This window comes from Paenibacillus sabinae T27 (genome assembly GCF_000612505.1).
Taxonomy (GTDB): Bacteria; Bacillota; Bacilli; order Paenibacillales; family Paenibacillaceae; genus Paenibacillus_AQ; species Paenibacillus_AQ sabinae.
Window position 1 is genome coordinate 3,023,136 of record NZ_CP004078.1, and the last position, 23,124, is coordinate 3,046,259.

Here is a 23,124-nt window from a genome sequence, read left to right on the forward strand (position 1 = left end):
TCACAACTTTGTAACCTTTTCATTTGTAATTGTTACCATTCTGAAATTATTTACAGCCCGATACAAGGAGAAGCCTCACTATAGGTTACATATTATTTATTATGTAAACCATATTCCGATGACAAACTTGTTATTTTACACTGGCAGACATGGAATATTTTACACTGCGTTAACAATTGTAGCTGTCGAAAAAGGTAAAATAAAAAAGATATGATAGAATAATTAAGAGATACCGCTAGAATCGACCCATAGGTTATAAATTTGGAGGAGTCATGAACGAAGAGCATAAGAAAAACAACCACACCAATCCATCCGCCTATCTGAACCGGGATCTCAGCTGGATCGAGTTTAACCGCCGCGTCCTTCAGGAGGCTCAGGATCCGGACAATCCTCTGCTCGAACGGGCTAAATTTCTTGGCATCGTCACAAGCAACCTGGATGAATTCATCAGTGTGCGGGTAGCGGGCATTCAGGATCAGATTCGCGCGGGCTATACGAAAAAAGATTTTACCGGTTACACGCCCTCCGGCCTTCATAAACGTCTTTACAAGCGCGTCGGAAAGATCGTCTACGATCAGTACCGCACCTTCAGGGACATCTCCCGGAGTCTGAACAAGGAAGGCATCATTCTGGTCGACTACGAGGATTTGACACATGCCCAGGAAGCCGCGGTGGAGGAGTATTACCGTGACATCATCTTCCCGATTCTGACGCCGATGGCGGTGGATCAGAGCCGTCCCTTCCCGCTTGTGCACAGTCTGTTCATTTACCTTGCGGTCGTTCTGAAGAAAGAAAATGCCGATGAGGACGAGTTCTATTTTGCCATTCTGCAAATCCCATCCAATCTGCCCCGCTGCATTCCGCTGCCGCACCGCGCCAACAGCAAACGCCGGCAGTTCGTTTATATCGAGGATGTCATTCGGGCCCACATCGGAACGCTGTTCAGCGGCTATCATCCGGTTGCGGTAAATGAGTTCCGCCTTACGCGCAACTCCGACCTTTCGATTGACGAAGAAGGCGCCGAGGATCTGCTCGAGGAGATTGAGAAAGAGCTGCGCAAACGCCGCCGGGGCGTGCCTGCAAGGCTGGAGGTCCAGAAGGGCATTCATCCGTATGCTCTGGAACAGCTGCTGGCCGAGTTTGAAATCGGGCATTTTGTGTACGAGATCGACGGACCGCTGGACCTTGGATTTTTGCGTCAGTTCTCCGGCAGCCTCAAGGGCTACGGCTACTTGAACTACCCGCCGATCGAACCGGTCTATCCAGCCGAATTCGATGAAACTGAGGATTTCTTCGAGGTGCTTCGGGAGCGCGACGTGCTTGCCTACCATCCTTATGAATCATTCGAATCCATGATCGATTTCATTACCCAGGCATCCGAGGACGATCAGGTTATGGCAATCAAGATGACGCTGTACCGGGTCAGCGGCAACTCACCGCTCATTACCGCACTCGCCCACGCCGCCGAATCGGGCAAGCAGGTGACTGTCGTAGTGGAGCTGAAGGCGAGGTTTGACGAAGAGCGCAATATTGCGTGGGCAAGGAAGCTGGAGCAGGCGGGATGCCATGTTGTGTATGGCCTGGTCGGTCTGAAAACGCATGCCAAAATCACGCTGATTGTCCGCCAGGAGGGCAACGAGCTGCGCCGTTATGTACATATCGGGACAGGGAACTATAACGAGAACACCGCCAAAGTCTATACCGATATCAGCCTGTTCACCTCGAGGGATGATGCGGGGCTGGACGCCTCCGAGCTGTTCAATCAGATCACGGGATATTCCTCCAACCATGACTGGAAATCCTTCGTCGTCGCTCCGGGCCGCATGAGCCATACGCTGAGTAAACTGATCAAGCGGGAGAGCGAGCATGCTGCCGCCGGACGTCCGGCGCGGATTATCGCCAAGATGAACTCCTTGTCCAACCAGCAGGTGATCGACGAGCTGTACGAAGCGGATCAAGCCGGCGTCTCCATTGATCTGATCGTCCGCGGGGTCTGCTGTCTTCGTCCCGGAGTGCCGGGCCTGAGCGAACGGATTACGGTCCGGAGCATCGTCGACCGCTTTCTGGAGCATTCCCGGATCTACTATTTTGAAAACGGCGGCGATCCCGAAGTTTATCTGTCCAGCGCGGACTGGATGACCCGCAACCTGACCCGCCGGGTGGAATTAATGTGTCCGGTCAAGGACAAAACGGCCCGTGAGCAAATCGTGCACATTTTGGAAGTGACGCTTCGGGATAACGTGAAATCGAGCTTCCTTCAGTCCAACGGCAATTATGAACGGCCGAACGACGAAAAGGCTCCTTACCGGAGCCAGTTCGCCGCTATGAATGTTGAGAATTGGAAGTATACTCAAGCTTCACCTTCAGACCCCATGCATTCCTGAACGCTTTGAGGGCATTGTCGATTTCCTCCAGCTTCATCAGGGGCCGTTCGTTGACCCGAAGCTCAATTTCCAGGCTTCCTCCCTTTAGCCGCGGTTTGAGCTGCTGCTGGATTCCGGTCTCCCCGGTGTCCAGCGCCGCGCTTAGCTGGACAAGCGAACCGAGCTTGTGAATCCGCTCTTCGTCGGAAGGCAGAAGAATGTCCTTATGCTCTGCGGACAGCTTCTGCTTCCGGCTTTTTGTGCTGTATGAAGCGATCATAGCGCACAGGACAAGCTGACGGTGAGTCAGACCGCGAATCGGCGAATTCATGAGCCAATAACGGGTGTGCCGCTTGGACTGGTAATAGTTGATATTGGCTCCGAGGCGGTAAAGCATGACCGATACATAGATCAGCATTTCCATCTCTTTCTCTTCGCTTTCGCCGTTGAGCGTCGTAAACAGCTTTTGAGCATGTTTGTGGACTTGGGATAAAAACTCTGCGGAAGCTTCCTGGTTCAGCTGCTGCAAGGTGCCGAGACTGTATTCCAGCGCGCTGGCGCGGACCGGATTCCCGGGTTCAAGCAGATCGTGCAGCATCCCTTCGCGAAGCCCTTCTCCGCTAATAAGCGCATGCCCGGCTCCTACATACTGATACACGGTATGAAAAATAATCAGACCCGATACAATGATGTCTGCCCGGCTTTTGGACAGCCCCTCCAGATTTTTACGCTTGTCGTACGGCATCGCAGGCAGCGTCTCCATAAATCTTTTGACCGTATCCGTGGACAGCGTGTATCCGTGGGAATTAGGAAGCGAGTAACTCTTTCGCTTCTGGTCGATTTTCCCAAGCGTCCGCAGCGTTCCGCCAAGACCGAATAAAGGCAGTCCTTTTCCGGACTTAAGCCATTCACAGCTCTCAAGACGCTCACGAACGAAGGCTTCCAGCCTGTGCACCTGCTCCATGCTCCAGTTGCCACCATGGCCGAACGTCACATTTGTATTGACCGCCCCGAACGGAAAGGAAATGCTGTTTCGGAAGCGCCGGTTCTGAAACTGGGTAATCTCCGTACTGCCGCCGCCGATATCGATGACAAATCCGTCCTCTACATCGAAGGCGTTGATGACGCCGAGAAAGCCGAAATAAGCTTCCTGCTGTCCGCTGATAATCTCAATCGGCAGTGAAGCCGCTTCGGAAAGAAACTCTGCGATCTCTTCGGAGTTGGACGCATTCCGGATGGCCGCAGTCGCCCCGGCGCGAATCCGCTGGGCGCCGAACACTCGGCATACCTGTTTAAATTGAAGAAGCACCGGGACGATGGTCTCCAGCGCATCCCGCTCCAGCCTGTTCTCGGTAGTAATCTTTTCACTTAGCCGGGCAGAGTATTTGCATTCCTTAATAATCCGGTAGCCCCCTTCAGGGGTCGTTTCGTAAATTACAAGTCTGATGGAGTTGGAACCGATATCGATAATACCTGTTCGGCTGAGGTCGTTGTTCATTGTTTGTTCCCCTTTATCTCATTACTGAGCATAATTATACATGTTTAGACAGCATATTTACATTTTAAACGTTGAACGGTTTTCTAAACGTCTCCAAGAAATCGATTGTAATCCGGAAATGGCGAATGAAAAAAGCGGCCCGGAAGCGCTTCTTGCTTCCGGGCCGCTTGATATATGCGATTTTACAACACCTTGCTCAGAAAATCACGGGTTCTGGCATGCTTTGGACTGCCGAATACTTCCGCAGGCGTTCCCTGCTCCACGATTACCCCGCCGTCCATGAACAGAATCCGGTCCCCCACCTCGCGGGCAAAGCCCATCTCATGAGTGACGATGACCATGGTCATGCCCTGCTCGGCCAGCTTCTTCATCACCTCAAGCACTTCGCCGACCATTTCGGGGTCCAGCGCCGAGGTCGGCTCGTCGAACAGCATGACGTGCGGCTGCATGGCCAATGCGCGGGCGATGGCGATCCGCTGCTTTTGTCCGCCCGATAACTGCGACGGATAGGCATCCTTCTTGTCTTCAAGTCCAACGGTGCGCAGCAGATCAGTCGCGACTTTCTCCGCTTCGGCCGAAGACTGCTTCTTGACTTTAACCGGAGCCAGCGTAATGTTCTGCAGCACGGTCTTGTGCGGGAACAGGTTGAACTGCTGGAAGACCATGCCCATTTTTTCACGCGTTACGTTAATATTATGCTTTCGGTCCGTGATGGATTGTCCCTCGAAGGAGATTTCGCCGCCTGTCGGCTGCTCCAGCAGATTCAGGCAGCGCAAAAAGGTGCTTTTTCCCGAACCGCTGGGGCCGATCACAACGACCACTTCGCCTTTTTCAATCGCAAGATCGATGCCTTTCAGAATTTCCAGCTTTCCAAATGCTTTTTGCAAGTTCTTAACGGCGATCACTGGTATTCCATCTCCTTTCCAGTCTGCCAAGCACTTTGGATAATGTAAATGTAAGTATAAAATACATCAGAGCGATAACCAGCAGAGGAGTCAGCCCGTCATAGGTAATCGTGGTAATGGTTCTGGCCTGGAAGAACAGATCCGTCGCTCCAATCATGCCGACAATGGACGATTCTTTGATTATGGTGATGAACTCGTTGCCTATCGCCGGAAGTACGTTCTTCAGCGCCTGCGGAAGAATAATATAGCGCATCGTCATCGCATGCGTCATCCCGAGCGAACGCGATGCTTCCATCTGGCCCCGGTCCACGCCCTGAATACCTGCCCGGAATATTTCGGCAAGATAGGCTGAGCTGTTGATCGTAAGAGTAATTGCCCCCGACTGTAACGCGGTAAACTCAAGACCGATTGAAGTCAGACCGTAGTGAATGATAAACAATTGCACAAGCATTGGCGTTCCGCGCAGAAATTCCACCCAGGCGGCGGCGATCCAGCGAAGCACTCTAAAGCTTGACATCCGCAGCAGGGCAACGACGATCCCGAGCACGAAGCCGCAGATGACGCCGATTATCGCGAGAAGAAGCGTGTATTGCAGTCCTGTCAGAAAAAAGCTGCGGTATTCATACGCCATATTAAGCAAATTCATCCTGCTCTCAAACCTCCTTGTCACAAAAAAATAGAAAACGGCGGATCACCGCCATTTTCTCGATTTTAAGGATAACGCAACATTCCGTATACCTTTAGCCTTACTTGCTCTCCGCCAGTTCGGATGCTTTGGTTACATACTCTTCGATCTTTCCGGCGGAATTCAGTTCGCCAAGCGTCTTGTTGATCTGAGTCAGCAGCTCCGAGTTGCCCTTCTTGACCCCGATAACGTATCCGTCGTCTTCCACTTCCGGTTTGGCATCGGTGATGACCAGCCCCTTCACGTTCTTGACAAAGGACTTGGCTACCGGACCTTCCATAATGGAAGCGTCGACCCGGTTGGACTGAAGCTGAAGCACGATATCGGAAATTTTGGCAAGCGACGTCAGTTTCGCCCCCTCGATTCCTTTCGCGATGTCTTCCTGAATGGAACCGGTCTGGATACCGATCTTCGCACCTTTCAAGGTATCCATCGTATTAAATTTATCCTTGTCGGCTTCGCGGACAACAACGGCCTGTTCGGCTTTATAATAGACATCGGACAGATCCACCGCCTTCGCTCTTTCCGGTGTCGGACTGAGTCCTGAAATGACCATATCCACTCTTCCGCTGGACAGCTCGTTGAGCAGCGAATCGAACGGCAGATCCTTGATCACCAGCTCGGCGCCCATATCTGCAGCGATGTCTTTGGCAATGTCGATGTCAAAACCGACGATGGTATCCTTGCCGTCGATCACCTTGTGGAATTCATACGGCGGAAAGTCCGCGCTTGTCCCCAGCGTCAACGTTTTCTTCGCCGCCGTACCTGTATTGCCTCCGTTAGCATCAGTACCCGTGTTGGCCTTGTCCTGGCCGCAGCCCGAAAGAAGGCTTGCCGCGAGCAGCATCCCCATAGACATTTTGATCCATTTGTTCATTTGTGTATATCTCCCCTGTTCTCTCATCGGGCGTTGCAGCCCATCTGTGTGTCAGATGTGTGTTAGTTGTTTCTTGTCCCGGACCGACTTATTATAATTCAACTCGTATGAATATGCAAAGATTTTTTTGAAGATAAATTGGCAAAATAACAGGACGGCGTTTGTAACCCGTATTCAAGCTGAGCCGGTTGCGAAAACGGATTGATTTTCTGAAAAATCCTGAAATCAATTGGTTCAATCCATTAAATTTAAGGGTATTAACCTTAGGCACCGATTCCGAACCTTATCAGAACCCGATCAAAGATTAGGAGGGCGACTATGCTGTTAGAAGCTTTGTATCATGTACCCCGTGACAAATGGGCATATGCCTATGATAAGGAAACCGTGCATCTGCGCCTGCGGACGAAACGGGATGATGCGGAAGCGATCTGTGTCATGACCGGCGATAAATACGCCTGGGACCGTACGTTTGAAGAAGTCCCCATGAAAAAGGCTGCTTCTGACGAATTATTCGATTATTGGGAAGCCTGCGCGCAGCCGAAATTTAAGCGGTTGTCCTATCTGTTTCGGATCGAATCCAGCGGTGAGACGGTTTATCTGTCGGAAAAAGGCACGATGAATGAAATGCCCCAGCCTCCGGGAGGAAATTTCGAGTTCCAGTATATTCATGAAATCGACCTGTTCAAAGTTCCAGAATGGGCCAAGGATGCGGTGTTCTATCAGATTATGCCGGAGCGCTTCGCCAACGGGGACCCCGCCTTAAGTCCCGAAACAGCGGAGCCTTGGGGAGGCACGCCACAGCGGGAGAACTTCTTCGGAGGCGATATTCAGGGCGTTATGGACCATATCGACTACCTGGCCGATCTTGGCGTCAACGCCATCTATTTCACGCCGCTGTTCGTTTCGCCGTCCAACCATAAATACGACATTATTGATTATAAAAAGGTCGATCCCCATTTCGGGGACAACGCGAAGCTGAAGGCTCTGGTCGACCTCTGCCATGAGAAAGGCATCCGTGTGATGCTTGATGCGGTATTTAACCACTGCAGCAAGGAATTTCCTCCTTTTCAGGATGTCCTGAAGAACGGAAAACAATCCAAATATGCCGATTGGTTCCATATTAATTCTTATCCGGTGCAGGTTGTGGACGGCATTCCAAGCTATGACACCTTCGGTTTTTATGAAAATATGCCCAAATTCAATACCGCCAATCCGGAGGTCAAATCGTATCTACTGGATGTGGCGGAATACTGGATTAAGGAAATCAAGCTGGACGGCTGGCGGCTGGACGTGGCGGACGAGATCGATCACCATTTCTGGCATGATTTCCGGATCGTTGTCAAAAGAGCAAATCCGGAAGCCTTTATTGTCGGCGAGGTATGGAGCGACTCGCTGCCGTGGCTGCTTGGCGACCAGTTCGATTCGGTTATGAATTATCCGTTCTCCGGCACCGTTCTGGATTTTTTCAACGGGGAAATGGACAGCTATACCTTCAGCAATAAAATCGGCTCTCTGCTTATGCGCTACCCCCAGCAGACCAATGAGGTCATCTTCAACCTTCTGTGCAGCCATGATACGCCGCGCCTGCTTAACCGTATGGGAGAAGACAAGCGAAAGCTGAAGCTCACCGTTGCCTTTTTATTCACGTTCATGGGAACGCCATGCATCTTCTATGGGGACGAAATCGGACTGACCGGCGAGGGCGACCCCGATTGCCGAAAATGTATGGAATGGGACCCTGCCAAGCAGGACCAAGAGCTTCTTGATTTCTACAAAAAAATGATTTCGCTGCGGAAGGAGAACCCGGCACTGCGCAGAGGCCAATTTCGCATTATCGACGCTTGCAAGGATGATCCGTGCATCATTTATGAGCGGGTCGATGCGGAAATCCATTTTACGATCTGGATGAACAACTCGCCCGAAGCCCGCAGCTTAAGCCATTCAATGGAAACCGAAGATTGGAAGGATACGTTCACCGGCGAACCGGTGAAGCCAGATAACGGAAAGATGCATGTCACGCTTGAGCCTTATGGATTCCGCATTTTATCCCGCCGCTTGAAACAGGAGACGTCTGTTTCTTCCGGGAAGGATTCCGGCGATGCGGTGAAAGAAGAGTCGGCGACCGTTCATCAATAAACGGCGGGGATCATTCGCAGAATCATTCGCAGGATCATTTACAGGATTAACACAAATAAAAAGGCAGCTTTCCTTAGAGGCGTAAATACGCCGGGAAAGCTGCCTTTTCTGTTGCCCGGAATAGCGAACCGTTCAGACCATTATTGTGCCGGCTCGGCTTGCGCCGTGATTTTATCGTAAATATCGATGTACTGCTGCGCCGAAATATCCCAACTATAATCGCCCTTGAACGCGTTGCGGGTCACGCGCTTCCAATGCTCAGGCTTGTTGTACAAGGAAATTCCGCGGCGAAGGGTGTTCATCATATCATGGGCGTTATAATTCGTGAAGGTAAAGCCGTTGCCTTCGCCTGTCTCCTCGTTGTACGACTGCACGGTATCGTTCAGGCCGCCCGTTTCCCTGACAACTGGAACGCTGCCATACCGAAGAGCCAGCAATTGACTGATTCCGCAAGGTTCGAACTTGGACGGCATCAGGAACAAGTCGCTTGCGGCGTAAATTTTGCGGGAGAGCTCATCGCTGAACTTGATCTGCGAGGACAGCTTGGTCGGATAGCGCCACGCCGCTTCGCGGAACCAGCGCTCGTACACCTCGTCCCCCGTCCCCAGCACGACGAACTGGACATTGTCATAATACAAAATTTCGTCCAGCACCCGGGTCACCAGGTCAAGTCCCTTTGAATCGACAAGGCGGGTGACCATCCCTACGAGGGGAATATGAGGAGCCACGGGGAGACCCAGTTCCTGCTGCAGGCTGATTTTGTTCTCCGTCTTCTTGAGAAGGTTGTTGCGGTATTTTGTGAAAATTTTCGGATCTGTCGCCGGATTGTAGGCCTTGGTGTCAATACCGTTGACTATACCGCTCAAATGATCGGCTCGGGCATTCAGCAGGCCGTCCAGGCCGTAGCCAAAGTGCGGCGTCCGGATCTCTTCGGCGTAGGTCGGACTGACGGTCGTGACATGGTCGCTATAAACGATGCCGCCCTTCATGAAATTCACGTTGCCGTAGTATTCCACCCCGAGGAAATAACTGCCGTCCAGGCCAAGCAGATCGCTGAGCACCTCATACGGAAAGACGCCCTGGTACAGCAGATTATGTATGGTGAATACAGTACGGATATTGCTGTAAAAAGGATTGCTGCGGTAATGCCCATCAAGCAGCATAGGAATGACGGCGGCATGCCAATCATGGCAGTGCAGCACGTCCGGCTGGAAGTCAATGGCCGGCAGCACCTCAAGAACGGCACGGTTGTAAAAAGAGAACCGTTCCGCATCATCGAGATATCCGTAGACCCCGTCGCGGCCGAAATAATACTCATTGTCGATAAAATAAACCGGTACGCCGTCATAGTTCAGCAGTTCGATCCCACAATATTGATTCCGCCAGCCAACGGGAACTTCGATCACCTTGACGGGCTCCATCTTCGCGCGGTATTTCTCAGAAATTCCCCGGTACTTGGGAAGAATGACTCTTACATCGACTCCGGCATCCCGCAGCGCCTTCGGCAGCGCTCCGATTACGTCGGCCAAGCCTCCCGTCTTGATGAACGGGTGACTTTCCGCAGCGGCAAACATCACTTTCATACCTGTTTCCTCCTCTTGTGTGAATGAGTGCTGGATAGAAAAGCTGTCTATTGCTGGATCTCTTCGGTTTTAGGTTTCCGTTTTCGCGGAGCGGCTTTAGCCGGGGCTTCCGCTTTGGAGGGCTTGTCCGCCGTATTATCAGCCTTTTTGGCTTTGGCGCGCGCCGTCTTAGTCTTTCCTTTCGGCAGTTCAGTTACGGGTTCAACGGTAATACTCTCGTCCTCATCCCCTTTTCTCTTCCGTCCACTCTTTTTTAGCACCACCATACTAAGCGGGGCAAGGGTCAGTTCCAGGCTGTTCAGCTGGCCGTGCATCTCCAGTTTTTGCGTCTTCACTGTACCGGTGCTGGCGCCGGAGCCTCCGAATTCCGTTCTTTCCGAATTGAACGCTTCTTCATACGTTCCCCCCTTCGGAACGCCGATGCGGTAATGAGGCCGTTCCACCGGCTGAAAATTGATGACGACAATAAGCAGGTCCCCCGCTTTTTTTCCTTTGCGGATGTATGAAATTACGCTTTGCTCATTGTCGTCCGCGGAGATCCACTGGTAGCCTTCAAAGCTGTGATCCTGCTCCCAGAGTGCTTTTTCCTCCAAATAGAATTTGTTGAGCGCGGCGGTATAGGCGAGCATCTTCCGGTGGCTCTCATAGTCCAGCAGCAGCCAGTCGAGCTGCTCCTGGTCCTTCCACTCAATGAACTGGCCGAATTCCCCGCCCATGAAGAGCAGCTTCTTGCCGGGGCTTGTTATCTGGTAGCCGAGCAGCAGCCGCAGACCCGCAAACTTCTGCTCATAAGAGCCGGGCATCTTGTTAAGCAGCGATCGCTTGCCGTGCACGACCTCGTCATGCGAAAGGGGAAGCGTAAAATTTTCCGAGTAAGCGTAAGCAATGGGAAACGTCAGCAGGTTGTGATGATAGGGACGGGCGCTGAAATCCTTCTCTATGTAGGCAAGCGTATCGTTCATCCAGCCCATGTTCCATTTGTAATTGAAACCAAGCCCTCCATCATGTACAGGAGCGGTCACACCCGGCCAGGCGCTGGATTCCTCCGCCATCATCAGGGCATGCGGGTAGTATTGAAAGACAACGGTGTTCAGCGTCTGCAAAAAGGCAATAGCCTCAAGGTTCTCAAAACCGCCGTTCACATTGCGCCGGTACTGGTGCTCCTGCTTCTCGAAGTCGAGCCGCAGCATACTGGTGACCGCATCTACCCTCATTCCGTCGATGTGATACACATCGTACCAGAAAAGGGCGTTGGAAATAAGGAACGAAACGACCTCGGGCTTGCCGAAATCGAAAGACAGCGTTCCCCAGCCCGGTTTCTCCGCGAGCAGCGGATCGCCGTACTCGAAGCAGGGCGTGCCGTCGAACAGCCGCAGACCAGGGTCGTCCTTGGCAAAATGGGCCGGAACCCAGTCCAAAATGACGCCGATGTTCGCCTGATGCAGGCGGTCAATCAGATACATCAGCTCTTGAGGATGTCCAAACCGGCTCGTTGCTGCGTAATATCCTGTCCCTTGGTATCCCCAGGAAAGATCGTACGGATGCTCTGCCAGCGGCATGAACTCCACATGCGTGTAACCCAACTCGACCAGATAAGGGATCAGCAGGTCGGCGATTTCCGTATAGCTATACAGCTCTCCGCCTTCCTTGTTGTGAATATTCTCCTTCTGCCGCCATGTAGCCAAATGCATTTCATAAATATTCAGCGGCTTGTTATAAGGAGCTTTGTTTTTTCGCCGCCACGCGGCATCGCCCCACTGGTAGCCGTCAATTTCGGTCACGACCGAAGCGGTAGCCGGGCGAACTTCAGCCTGATAACCGTAAGGGTCCGCTTTCAAAAAGCTGGAGCCGTCCGGTCCGACAATTCTATATTTGTAAAATGTTCCCGGGGAAATACCCGGAAAAAAACGAGTCCAAAATGCTGAATCGGGTATCTTATATAACGAGTCTTCCTCACCGCTTCCGTCCCAGCTGTTGTGATCGCAGGCTAATCCTACATATCTTGCTTGGGGGGCCCACACGGTAAACCGAACTCCGGGCACTCCTTCTTCCACGGCGGTATGCGCTCCGAGCATGCGATAGCTGCGGTAATGGGTACCTTCATGAAACAAATAAATATCCTCCGGTGACGGCATGTTTACTGCTGTTGGTTGCTCAGCCAAATGATTACCACCTTTTTTAAGATTAGAGAAGATTCAAGTTTCCGGTTCCAAAGCAGGATGCACCTTATACATTACCCCAATTTCATCGGTTTGAAAACGGTATACAGAACAATGAATAATTACGGCGATGAGGTCGCGTCATTTTTGTGTAATTTTCCTATAAACATTGTAATATATTTCACTCATGGCTGATTTTTTCGTTTCAAACGTCGTTGGTCAGGTTATTTAACAAGCAGTAACAAAACTTATTTGGAGGGGTAATCAAATGAGTAAAAAAGATTGCATCGCCATGCTATTAGCAGGCGGGGAAGGGCGCAGACTAGCTCCTCTTACATCAAGTATGGCCAAACCGGCCGTCCCTTTCGGTGGACATTACAGAATTATTGACTTTCCCCTCAGCAACTGTGTCAACTCCGGTATTGATTCCGTGGGCGTGCTGACCCAGTACGCGGCAGATTCCCTGCATAACCACATCGGAAGAGGAGAGCCTTGGGGCCTCCACACACAGGAAAAGAAAGGTATTACCCTCCTGCCTTCAGGCACTGAAGGAAGAGACAGCTACACAGGCACCGCAGATGCTATTTTTAAAAATATTTCTTACATCGACGCCCTGAATCCTGAACATGTGCTCATCCTGTCGGGAGACCATATTTACCATATGGATTACCGCCAAATGCTGGAGTACCATCAGGATGTAAATGCGGAGGCGACGATTTCCGTTATGGAAGTCCCATGGGAGGAAGCAAGCCGATTCGGCGTCATGAATGTTGACAATGATCTGAAAATCACGGATTTTGTCGAGAAACCAAAGAACCCGCAAAGCAATCTGGCGTCAATGGGCATCTATATGTTCCGCTGGGAGTACCTCAAGACGCACCTGCTTAGAGATGCAGCGAACGAAGCGTCGAGCCATGACTTCGGCAAAGATGTCATTCCGGCCATGCTTCAAAACGACGACGCACTCTTCGCCTACCGTTTCAAGGGCTACTGGCGTGATGTCGGCACCGTCGAAAGCCTGTGGGAAGCCCATATGGATCTGCTTCAAGCAGACAACGGCTGGGATTTCAACCACTCCGGGTGGCCAATGTACAGCAGATCTCATGCGACCAAGCCTTTGTCGGTCAGAGGCAAGGCTCAAGTGTCAGCCGCCGACTGCCTGATCAGCGAGTACGCTTCCGTAGAAGGCACGCTCCAGCGATCGGTTGTCTTCGGAAATGTCGAGATCGGCAGAAACACGCTCATCAAGAACAGCGTCATTATGCCCGGCGCACGAATCGGCAAAAATGCGATCATCGAAAACGCCATAGTCGGCGAAGAGGCGCAGATCAAGGATGGAGCCTTTGTAAAAGGCAGCACCGACATGATTTTCGTCGTCGGACCGCATGAAGTCGTTGCATCCAAACCGGGGATTCGTTCCCAGCCTTCCCGTCTTCTTCAGGAAGTATACGAGAAGACCGGAACCGGCCGACTGCGGGCCGGAGGTCTTTTGTCGTAATCTCTCTTTATAATTAAAAAGGGTTGTTCTGCAGGCGTAAGCCTGTGGAACAACCCTTAATTCATTTCGGCGCTGAAGCAGTACGCGCCGGGCGGCGGACTTAACCGCCAACCCGACCCTGATGAAGGGACCATAAATTATTATAATTGCGGTTTCTTAGCCTTCCATTCCCTGTCCAGCATCGCCATTTCGATCTGATTAACATACCGGTCGCCGAACCGGGCAGCTTCCAGCTGCTCGCCCTCCCTGCGGAATCCCAAGGCTTCATAAGCCCGGACAGCGGGTGTATTAAAATCATAGACGCCGAGCGTCAGCCGATGCAGCTCGAGCCCATCAAAACCGATACGCATCGTTTCGCCCATCATCCGGCGTGCAAAACCCCTTCCCCGAAATTCAGGATCAAGCACGACCCTGCCGATCCGGGCGTGACCGTTATCGCGGTCAATCGCTGCGAGGCTTATATGTCCAATAACGGCGCCCGTCGACACATGCACAGCGCTGTAAATCATCTTGTCGGATTCGGCTGGACGGTTGCTCCCGGCGATATATTTTCTAAGCTCCTCGTCCTCGATCGGAAAATGCAGCGACGGCCCGGCCCACTGCTTGAGAAATTCCGGCGAGACGCTCCACTGTCTCAGACAATCGAAATCCGATTTGTCAAAATACTGCAAACGAATGGCATCGCGGTCTTCCGTACTCTCTATTTTCTCATACAGATTGACAAGTCGTCCTCCGCCCACGTCATTGGTTCCCATATAGCGGAATCCCTGCGTCTGGTAATAGCGGTTCAGCTTCACATTATGCTCGATGGTATCGAGACGCAGCCCTCTGCCGGACATTTTCGCCGCCCAAGCGGCGAATTCGAGCAGCTTGCTGCCAAGCCCCGCTCCCCGAAAAGGCAATCCCACCGCCAGCCTATGCAGATAGGCGAAGCTTTCGTTATTTCGCTTCCCCCAATATTGGGGATCGCTGAACTGCAGCGTGAACATGCCGGCGGCCTCGCCGTCATTCATGGCCACATAAACCTCACGATCTGAAAAGTAATCCAGAATATCCTTTTCCTTGAACTGCTCCGGTCTCCACTGGGTCAGGCCGTTGTCCTGCATCCACTGCGCCGCTTCGCGCAGCAGCCTCAGAATTTCTCCAGCCATACTTGCGTTGGCCCGAACCACCGTCAGGCTCCCCTGCGGAGTATTGATTTCACGCATAACCGGCAAACTCATAGCCTGCCCTCCCCATGCTTATGATGTCCAGCCGCTTCCGGCAGGCTTGCCTGATCCGGCGCTTCTACAACAGGAAGCGGCTCCGCCAGCTGCAAGTACACCGTCACCCGTGTGCCCTTGCCGAGCTCGCTGTCCATTTCCATGGTGCCCCCGTGAAGCTCGACCAGCTGCTGCGAAATGGCAAGTCCGAGCCCGGTGCCTCCGTTAAGGGAGTCCACCTGAAAGAACCGGTCCTTGACCCGGTTCAGGTGCTCCTGGCTAATGCCGATTCCGGAGTCCTGAACGACAATTTCGGCCTCTTTCTCGTCAGCCCGCCGCGCTGACAGCAGAACGCTTGAGCCCTCATGCGAGAACTTCACCGCATTGTCGGTCAAATTGAGGAATACCTGCTTTAACCGGTTGGCATCTCCCCGGACATAAATGCCGTCCTCCGCTTCCAGCTCAAGCCGGATGCTCCGTTTCTCGGCCTTGGCCCAGAGATTCAGAACGATTTCCTTTAGCAGTTCCTTGACATCCACGGTACCGATGGAAAGCTTCATTTCATTCTGATGGAGCTTGGAGAAGTCAAGAATTTCCTCAACCAGACCGATGAGCCGGTCGCTCTCCTTGGAAATGATGCTCATACCAAGCTTTGTTTCCTCCGGGTCGTAGCCGCCGGAAATCAATGTTTCGCTCCAGCCCTTGATGCTGGTCAGCGGCGTTCTTAGCTCATGTGAAATCGAGGAGATGAAATCGTCCTTGATCTGGTTGCTCCGAACAATCTCCTGGGACATATAGTTCAGTGTGGAGGCAAGCTCGCCGATCTCGTAGCGGTAATCCCCCTTGATGCGTATGTTGAATTTCCCCTTGGCCAGTTGGGCTGAAACGGCTGTGATATTATTGAGCGGCTTAATAATCGAGTTGGCCAGCCCGAAGCTAAACGCGGTAACGACCGCCAGCACGGCTACTACAATGCCCGCCGACAGCAGCGTAACGTTGAACAAATCGCTATTCACTCTTTCCACCGAAGTCACATACCGCAGCACGTAAGAATCATGTCCGTGGATTTGCAGCACTTTCGAAACGGCCATTACGCTTTCGTTGGTTCCAGGCTGCCTTCCTACCCAACGGCCGATCCCGCCGCCGACCGCTTCGGGCACGTCACTCGTCGTAATCGTTCGATCAGGCTGAAATCCTGTCGAGCTTGTGATCATGTCACCGTCCAGCGTCAGCACCTGGAGCTCCGTATAGTCCAGCGCAAAGCTGCGCAGCAGCTCCTGGAGCGAAAACGAGGAGTCTTCACTGGTGAGATGATAAAAATATTCCGCCTGGCTGATATGCGTAGAAATTCGGGTATAGATGCTGTCGTAATAATACGTTCTGATTACAATCAGAAAAATGACTTCCACGAGGAGAAGCGCCAAAAAGACTACAAGTATGTAGTGTAATACAATCTGTCTGCGCATCCCCTTTTTAATCATTGTCCCTGCCCTTTCCACTTATAGCCGTGCCCCCATACCGTTTGCAGATACTCGGGCTCTGACGGATTATTTTCGATTTTTTGCCGCAGCCGCCGGATGTTTACGTCAACGATTTTCGGATCGCCCATATACTCTTTCCCCCACACATGGTCGAGGAGTACGTCACGGCTTAGCGGAGTGTTTTCTTTTTCCAGAAAAAACTGCACCAGTGAAAATTCAGTAGGCGTCAGCTCGACGGAGTCACCGTTCCGCTTAAACTGCTTTGAGATGAGATCCAGCGTAAACGGACCCGAATGAAACGACACCTTGGCCGATTGCTCCCGGTGCACATTCACTCTCCGCAGAAGCGACTGGATACGGGCAATCAACTCTGTCGGACTGAAAGGCTTGCTGACGTGATCGTCGGCGCCAACGGACAGCGCATATACTTTATCCTGCTCCTGCACCTTGGCCGTCAGAAAAATAATCCCGATCCGTTCATTCGTCTCGCGGACCCGTCTGCACACCTCGAAGCCGTCGATGCCCGGCACCATCACATCAAGCAGCGCAATATCGATATCCGGCACGGAAGTCAGCTTGCTAAGCGCTTCGTTGCCATCGGCCGCTTCCAGCACTTCAAACCCGTTGCGCTTTAAATTGATGACAATAAAACTGCGAATGGACTCTTCATCCTCCAGAATGAGAACTTTACTCAATTGATACCCTTCCTTTCTGCGGGAGCCGTGTTCGTCCCTTTCTTGATTCCGTCTGCGTTCTGCTCAAGCTTGCCCCGATAGCCGATGATTTTGTCGGCATCCCGGCCCCAAAGATCCCAACCCTCATCCTTCACCCGATCCCATTCTTCGGCTGAGAAAAAGGAGATCTCGGCAACGGTTTCGCCGGTATCGGACATTATGAACTTCAGATACTGGTTTTGTACGGATTTCTTGTCGACCGTAACTCTTCCGTGCCATGCCGGCGGAAAATTAAGGGTGAACCGGTCCGTCGGATCGCGGTACTGCTGAAACGCGAAGTCCAGCCCTTCCTTACCGTCCCATTTGTAATAGGAATAGAACCAGGGGACCGAGTCCGCCTCAAAATTCTCCCAGCCCAACGGTCGTTCCATCAAGCCGATTTCGATTATGCCGTCGCCATCAATATCTCCGCTCGGAATCCGGCTGTCCTTGAACGTTCTGTCGTCACCTGACAGGACCACGCGGAAACGGTTGTTTTCCATAACGATCATATAGCTGTAAGCCGAATGCGAATTGACGGCGGCATCAAGAACGATGCCTTCTTTGCCTTTCGCCACTTTGCCGACGACGATGTTGTAATAGTTATTAATGTATGGATCGAGATTTTCAAGCCGGTCGAGCTCCTTGAAGCCTCCGTTATATTGGTAGGTCGTCAGTGTGGAGGACTCATTTCGCTTGAGCGAGACGACGGTGATATCGTCCATGCCGTCGCCGTTCAAATCGTCGATCACATATTTGGTATAGGACAGCGTCAGCTTCTCTTCAAGCGAAGAGCCTGAATAGCTGTAAACGACCAGGCCTTTCTGCAGCCCTTCATCCCCGCGGGAATACCCGGCGATAATCTCCGGCTTGCCGTCTCCCGTAACGTCCCTGATTTCCACCGATTCCAGCACGGTGCCCGCCCCGTCAAAGGTCAACTTCTTGATCCAGGCGTCGCCCTGCTTCTCCAGAATGAGACCGTGGATCTGTACCGCTTCTCCGGGCGTTTCGTAGAAGACCAGCGTCTCCGGTGTTCCGTCCCCGTTCAGGTCTTCCGTACGGATGGAGCTGTCGTCGTCGTTGGTCGGACGCACAAGCTTCAGAGAGTTGATGGCGGTCATCAGCGTGGCCTTATCCTCGGAAAGCCGCGGTGTCTTCATCCGGGAGACGGGGTCGCTAATAAAGGTGCAGCCCGACAACAGCGAAAGGGCCAATATACCGGCGCCGAGGCGCCATAAAGCAGGTACATTGGAGGCGGAACGCCGCAAACCAATGCGCCGCAGACTTTGTATTATCAACAAGATCACTCATTTCATCTCCTGGATGTACATCCGGCGTTATAATAATCCGGCCCGCTCCTGCGAGGTGAGCCTGCGCCCCGTAACGTCATGCTTGATTATTCCGTTATCCAGCACCCACAGGCGCGTGGCGAAGCGCTCGGCAAGCTCAAGCGGTACCACGGCGATCACCGAAAGGCCGGTCTCCTTGCACAGCTCCCGGAGCGTCTCGATGACGCTCTGCGCCGACTTAGGGTCAAGACCCGTCACCGGCTCGTCGGCAAGAATGACCTTGGCACCGTGAACGAGCGCGCGTGCAATGGCTACGCGCTGACGTTCCCCGCCGCTTAGCTGGCCCAGCTTCATCCTCGACTTGTCCAGCAGGCCAAGGCGTTCCAATTCGTCCATGGCTCCCATGTAATCGTCGGAGCGGACCATTCCCGTCAGTCTGCGCCACAGAGGGGTCTGGGCGGCCTGGCCGATCAGCACGTTCTTTAACGCGGTTCGGTTCCGGTTCAACTCTTCGTTCTGCTCCAGGAACGCCCATTCGCGGCGGATTTTCGTTCTCCCGCCGAGGCCGCCCTGCAGAATGTCGGTCCCGTCCACCCGGAAATTCCCTTTGTCCCACTTCTCGCGCAGCGCCAGACAGCGCAGCAAAGTCGTCTTGCCGCTGCCGCTCACGCCGAGCAGCCCGATCAGTTCTCCGGAATCCATCCGAAAGCCAATGTCCCGCAGCACCGGAGTCTGTTCCGGTCCGACGCGTTTGGCCAAATGCTCCACGATAATCATGAATCCGCCTCTCCTGTTCCCAGATCTATTTCATCATATTATAGTGTACTTGGAAAGCAAGAACAAATGCCTACCATGCGATCACCCGTTCCCTATGATAAACCAAATTTACCGATTTGGCGAGAATAATAACCTAAGGAATTCGAACAGGATATATATAAAACAAGAGAAGTCAGCCGCAGCGGCGGCGGAGAAACTGCCCCCTTACCTGCACAGGTGATTTCTTCCTGGGGTTTCCTGTATAATCAACAATGTAGTGGACAATCCCATTCCAAACAAGGGATAATGATGGGAAGTCATTGATTTTTGGGAGGACTGCATGTTTCATGAATTATGAACTGAAAATTGATGTGTCACCCGTATATGAACTGCTGGACAGTTTCATGCTATATGTAACGCGAAAGTGGATTTCCAATCTGGATATCGGACCCGACTGGGTGCGCGACATTGATGGACGAATCCCGCCTCACAAGAGGGCGGCTCTGCTTCAGGCGGCCGAGTGGCCCTTTGAAGATTACGATATCCTGTACGCCTGGGCATATACCCACGGCCCTGCTGCTAAGGTACAGCTGTTCCTCGACGATATGGAATCCGCAACTGTAGAGGAATGGTTCGAGCTGGCGGCCCCATACCTTCCCGATTTCACGCTGGAGGAGTGCCGGAGGATCAAGGACGGCTACGGACCGCTGCTTCGGCTCTGGCATGAGCAGTACTTCCGCCATGTCGAATCGAAGATGCTGTCGCTACTGATTGAAGACGCCTCCGAGAAAAAGCTGCTGCAAAGCAAGATGGACCCCGGAGCGCTCATTGAGTACGCCTCTGGCGGCGTTGTGGTCGAGGACATTCCCGAGCTGGAAACGATTGTTCTACTTCCGACGGTGCATCACAGGCCGATTAACACGTACTGCTTTTACAAGAAACTGATGCTCGTGCAATACCCCGTTGACGTCCCGGTGGAAAATGAAGACGAGCCCCCTACGCTGCTGCTCCGCATGACCAAAGCGCTGTCCGATCCGGTGCGCCTCCGTCTGCTGCGCTATGTCGCCGATGAGCCGAAGTCACTCTGGGAGATGCAATCCGATCTCGGTCAGTCAGGGGACATTCTGATGCATCATTTAATGATGCTGCGTGTGGCGGGACTGCTGCGCATTCACCTGCGTGAAGAGGATAACGAGCGCTTCAGCATCCGGCCGGACGGCGCTTCGGAACTTCAGATGTTCCTGGAATCGTATATTCGATTATAATACTTCTACAGATATACAGATGCTGGCTTGAAGGGTATCGTTTTTGAGGCCCGGGTACCCGCCTTACAAGCCGAACAAAGGAGTGAGCGACATGACATATTGGACTCAACAGGTGATTTTCGACCTCGATGACACTTTAGTCCACTGCAACAAATATTTTGAACTCATTCTGGGGCAGTATTTCGAGATGATGAGCGACTGGTTTAGTGATGAGGGGCCTACAACGGAGGAACTCCGCCGCAAGCAGGTGGAAATCGATGTCGAGACGGTCAACACGAGCGGACTCGCGAGCGATAATTTTCCGAAGTCGCTAATTGCCACCTACCGTTATTTTTGTGCAAAGTATAATCGGCCAACCGACCCTTTCCAGGAAGGGCAGCTAATGAAGCTAGGACTCAGCGTATACGATCAGGAGATCGAAGCCTATCCCGGCATGGTTGAGACGCTGGACAATCTGAAGCACGACGGTCATGAGCTGTATCTGTATACGGGGGGAGATCACTCCATTCAGCGCCGCAAAATCGAGCAAATGAAGCTGGATATGTACTTTGACGACCGCATCTATATCCGCCGGCACAAGAACGTTGAAGCGCTGGAAAAAATTCTGAGCACCCGCTCCTTCGACCGCAAGCACACCTGGATGATCGGCAATTCTCTGCGCACCGACGTGATCCCGGCGGTTACCGCCGGCGTCAAAAGCATCTATCTGAAGCAGCAAAACGAATGGGTGTACAACATGGTCGAGCTTCAGCGTGATATGCATCAGTCGGTGATTACCATCAATTCGATTCACGAAGTGGTCCCCGTCATCCGCAGAAACGCTCTGCGCCAGAGCACAAGCCACGGCTGAACCAACCTTAAAAAGATTGACGCAAGTGTACATGCAGCGTACGAGGCTTTGACAGCCGCCATTGCGACTAACAGCTTGCGGGCGGGGCAATTGATCCGCGAAATCGGCAAGCAGGCGCTTAATTAAATCAGCCAGTCTCCGTTAACGTGAGACTGGCTGTTTTTTGTTTGGTGAGCTTTAACGGAATTTGTCTAAATGTTCGAGTAGGGTTTTGCCGAAACCCTGGTTAGCCTGCGGTTGCCCGAGTATGAACATTGCATCAATAGGAATTTGATTATTCAGGAAATATCATTATGGAAAAAATGTGGAATATCCTCTCCGTCGGATCCGTCGGAAGGGCGGCGCGTGAACTTAGTCCACAGCTCGGATGAGATGGAATTTCTCCCCCTTATCTCTGCAAAAATGGAAAAAAAGCATGCCTGAGAGGGAATTTTAGAGCTAGTATAAAAAGTGGACACCTCGTTAAGAGAAAAAGATAATAGAGTTATCTAAGGAGGTGTTCACATGAGTGAACCACGGAAACAGTATAACGAAGAGTTCAAGAAACAAACGGTAAAGTACCTGCAGGAGCAAACGAAGTCGGTAGAGGACATCGCTCTGGAGCTGAATATTCCTGTGAAGACCCTGTATGCCTGGAAGGCGAAATACCGCGAGTTTAAGAACGAGCCTATCGCCAGCCTGGATCGAGTCCGCGAACTGGAGCAGCTGCTGAAAGAAAAAGAACGTGAACTTCACGAAAGCCAGCAACGTGCTGCCGATGCGGAGGAGGAACTGGCCATCGTAAAAAAAGCAGTGCACATCTTCAGCAAACCAAAGAACTGAGATTTCAGTTTGTGGAAGATCATCGCTCCGAGTTCCCTTTGGAGAAGATGTGCAAAGCACTAGGTGTCTCCCGGAGCGGCTACTACACCTGGCGCAGCCGAAAACCCAGCGAGCGAGTGCGGCGCAAGGTGCGGCTGTTAAAGCGGATCACGTATCATTTCAACGATTCACAGCAGCGTTATGGTGCGCCCAAGATTGCACATCTTTTGCGCCAGGAAGGCGAAACCGTCACCGAACGTACCGTCGGCCTATACATGCAAGAACTCGGATTCCGTGCCTGTGTCAGCCGTACCTTCAAGGTTCAAACCACCGACTCCAATCATGATTTGCCGATCGCTCCAAACCTCCTGAACCAGCAGTTTCACGTGGAGAAACCCAATAAAGTATGGGTAGCCGACATTACGTATATTCCATGCCGGGAAGGCCGCCTGTATCTAGCCAGTGTGCTGGACTTATGCACCCGTGAGATCGTAGGCTGGCGTCTGAGCGACCGGATGAACACCGATCTCGTCCTGGGCGCCCTAAAGGATGCCCACCTTGCCAAGAGACCTAAAAAAGGACTGATCCACCATTCGGATCGAGGAAGCCAGTACGCGTCCGAAGATTACCGAAAACAGCTCAAGACTTACCGTATGATCACCAGCATGAGCCGCAAAGGAAACTGCTACGATAATGCTTGCATGGAATCTTTCCATAGCATCCTGAAAAAGGAGCTCATTTACTGCAAGCGATTTAGAACGAAACAGCAGGCCTACGATGAGATCTACCGATACATTGAGTTTTTTTATAACCGCAAACGAATCCATGGTGCACTAGGGTACCTGTCACCGATTCGCTTTGCTGCTCGGTTCAATAAGAGAAAAGCAAGCTAAAGGGTGTCCACTTTCTTGACAGAGGTCCATTTCTCCAGCTTAATCAGGCGTATTTAAAGAAAAACAAGAAAATCCGGCCAATAAGCCGGAGATTTTCCCGTTTAGCTTCCGGTATCCGTCCTTTATTGAAAATAAAGGGGACATTTTCCCGTTCAGTCATGCCACTTAAA

At 52.1% G+C, this 23,124-nt stretch carries 18 protein-coding genes; 7 read left to right on the forward strand and 11 right to left on the reverse strand.

Translation table 11 applies throughout. The annotated features are described in order from the left end of the window. The first annotated feature begins 272 nt into the window (after positions 1-272). Positions 273-2,384: a polyphosphate kinase 1 gene (ppk1, locus tag PSAB_RS13875; RefSeq protein ID WP_025335186.1), complete on the forward strand. Its 2,112-nt coding sequence runs from the start codon at positions 273-275 to the stop codon at positions 2,382-2,384. On the opposite strand, the gene PSAB_RS13880 is transcribed toward ppk1, so the two are convergent. The 4 genes from PSAB_RS13880 to PSAB_RS13895 form a co-directional block, all read right to left on the reverse strand. Further along, positions 2,323-3,861 carry a Ppx/GppA phosphatase family protein gene (locus tag PSAB_RS13880; protein WP_025335187.1) on the reverse strand — a complete coding sequence of 513 codons (1,539 nt, stop codon included), beginning with the start codon at positions 3,859-3,861 and terminating at the stop codon, positions 2,323-2,325. The two genes, ppk1 and PSAB_RS13880, sit on opposite strands and share 62 nt — an antisense overlap. A gap of 182 nt (positions 3,862-4,043) precedes the next feature. Beyond that, positions 4,044-4,766, reverse strand: a complete 723-nt coding sequence (locus PSAB_RS13885; protein WP_025335188.1) for an amino acid ABC transporter ATP-binding protein — start codon at positions 4,764-4,766, stop codon at positions 4,044-4,046. Then, positions 4,753-5,412: an amino acid ABC transporter permease gene (locus PSAB_RS13890; RefSeq protein WP_025335189.1), complete on the reverse strand. Its 660-nt coding sequence runs from the start codon at positions 5,410-5,412 to the stop codon at positions 4,753-4,755. The genes PSAB_RS13885 and PSAB_RS13890 overlap by 14 nt, the downstream gene beginning before the upstream one ends. 100 nt (positions 5,413-5,512) lie before the next feature. Beyond that, positions 5,513-6,328 (reverse strand): transporter substrate-binding domain-containing protein, encoded by an 816-nt coding sequence (locus tag PSAB_RS13895; protein WP_025335190.1) that lies wholly within the window; start codon positions 6,326-6,328, stop codon positions 5,513-5,515. 318 nt (positions 6,329-6,646) lie between these two features. Between PSAB_RS13895 and PSAB_RS13900 the strand changes: the two genes are divergently transcribed. Then, positions 6,647-8,464 carry an alpha-glycosidase gene (locus tag PSAB_RS13900; RefSeq protein ID WP_025335191.1) on the forward strand — a complete coding sequence of 606 codons (1,818 nt, stop codon included), beginning with the start codon at positions 6,647-6,649 and terminating at the stop codon, positions 8,462-8,464. Positions 8,465-8,604: 140 nt separating this feature from the next. On the opposite strand, the gene glgA is transcribed toward PSAB_RS13900, so the two are convergent. Together glgA and glgB are read right to left on the reverse strand one after the other, a co-directional pair. Continuing rightward, positions 8,605-10,047: a glycogen synthase GlgA gene (gene glgA, locus PSAB_RS13905; protein ID WP_025335192.1), complete on the reverse strand. Its 1,443-nt coding sequence runs from the start codon at positions 10,045-10,047 to the stop codon at positions 8,605-8,607. Positions 10,048-10,094: 47 nt separating this feature from the next. After that, positions 10,095-12,182, reverse strand: coding sequence for a 1,4-alpha-glucan branching protein GlgB (gene glgB / locus PSAB_RS13910; RefSeq protein ID WP_084266527.1), 2,088 nt, complete (start codon positions 12,180-12,182; stop codon positions 10,095-10,097). A 292-nt stretch (positions 12,183-12,474) separates the two neighbouring features. Between glgB and PSAB_RS13915 the strand changes: the two genes are divergently transcribed. Then, entirely contained in the window at positions 12,475-13,704 is a 1,230-nt protein-coding gene (locus PSAB_RS13915; RefSeq protein ID WP_025335194.1) for a glucose-1-phosphate adenylyltransferase, read from the forward strand. 140 nt (positions 13,705-13,844) lie between these two features. On the opposite strand, the gene PSAB_RS24610 is transcribed toward PSAB_RS13915, so the two are convergent. The 5 genes from PSAB_RS24610 to PSAB_RS13945 are packed head-to-tail and all read right to left on the reverse strand — an operon-like array spanning position 13,845 to position 19,166. After that, positions 13,845-14,927: a GNAT family N-acetyltransferase gene (locus PSAB_RS24610; protein ID WP_051529773.1), complete on the reverse strand. Its 1,083-nt coding sequence runs from the start codon at positions 14,925-14,927 to the stop codon at positions 13,845-13,847. Next, entirely contained in the window at positions 14,924-16,387 is a 1,464-nt protein-coding gene (locus PSAB_RS13930) for a HAMP domain-containing sensor histidine kinase (RefSeq protein ID WP_025335196.1), read from the reverse strand. The genes PSAB_RS24610 and PSAB_RS13930 overlap by 4 nt, the downstream gene beginning before the upstream one ends. Continuing rightward, the gene (locus PSAB_RS13935) at positions 16,384-17,082 is read right to left on the reverse strand and encodes a response regulator transcription factor (RefSeq protein ID WP_025335197.1); all 699 of its coding nucleotides are present in this window, start codon (positions 17,080-17,082) and stop codon (positions 16,384-16,386) included. The genes PSAB_RS13930 and PSAB_RS13935 overlap by 4 nt, the downstream gene beginning before the upstream one ends. Beyond that, positions 17,079-18,407 (reverse strand): hypothetical protein, encoded by a 1,329-nt coding sequence (locus tag PSAB_RS13940; protein WP_193373896.1) that lies wholly within the window; start codon positions 18,405-18,407, stop codon positions 17,079-17,081. Before PSAB_RS13940 ends, PSAB_RS13935 begins: the two co-directional genes overlap by 4 nt. 30 nt (positions 18,408-18,437) lie before the next feature. After that, positions 18,438-19,166 carry a phosphonate ABC transporter ATP-binding protein gene (locus PSAB_RS13945; RefSeq protein WP_025335199.1) on the reverse strand — a complete coding sequence of 243 codons (729 nt, stop codon included), beginning with the start codon at positions 19,164-19,166 and terminating at the stop codon, positions 18,438-18,440. Between the two features lie 326 nt (positions 19,167-19,492). Between PSAB_RS13945 and PSAB_RS13950 the strand changes: the two genes are divergently transcribed. The 4 genes from PSAB_RS13950 (at position 19,493) to PSAB_RS13965 (ending at position 22,954) form a co-directional block, all read left to right on the forward strand. Beyond that, positions 19,493-20,410, forward strand: a complete 918-nt coding sequence (locus PSAB_RS13950; protein ID WP_025335200.1) for an ArsR/SmtB family transcription factor — start codon at positions 19,493-19,495, stop codon at positions 20,408-20,410. A gap of 91 nt (positions 20,411-20,501) precedes the next feature. Beyond that, positions 20,502-21,260, forward strand: a complete 759-nt coding sequence (locus PSAB_RS13955) for an HAD family hydrolase (RefSeq protein WP_025335201.1) — start codon at positions 20,502-20,504, stop codon at positions 21,258-21,260. 504 nt (positions 21,261-21,764) lie between these two features. Continuing rightward, on the forward strand, positions 21,765-22,082 hold the full coding sequence (locus PSAB_RS26165; RefSeq protein ID WP_025332950.1) for a transposase: 318 nt from the start codon (positions 21,765-21,767) through the stop codon (positions 22,080-22,082). A gap of 11 nt (positions 22,083-22,093) precedes the next feature. Then, a complete protein-coding gene (locus tag PSAB_RS13965) occupies positions 22,094-22,954 on the forward strand; it encodes an IS3 family transposase (protein ID WP_264370880.1) in 861 nt (286 codons plus the stop codon). Positions 22,955-23,124: the final 170 nt, after the last annotated feature.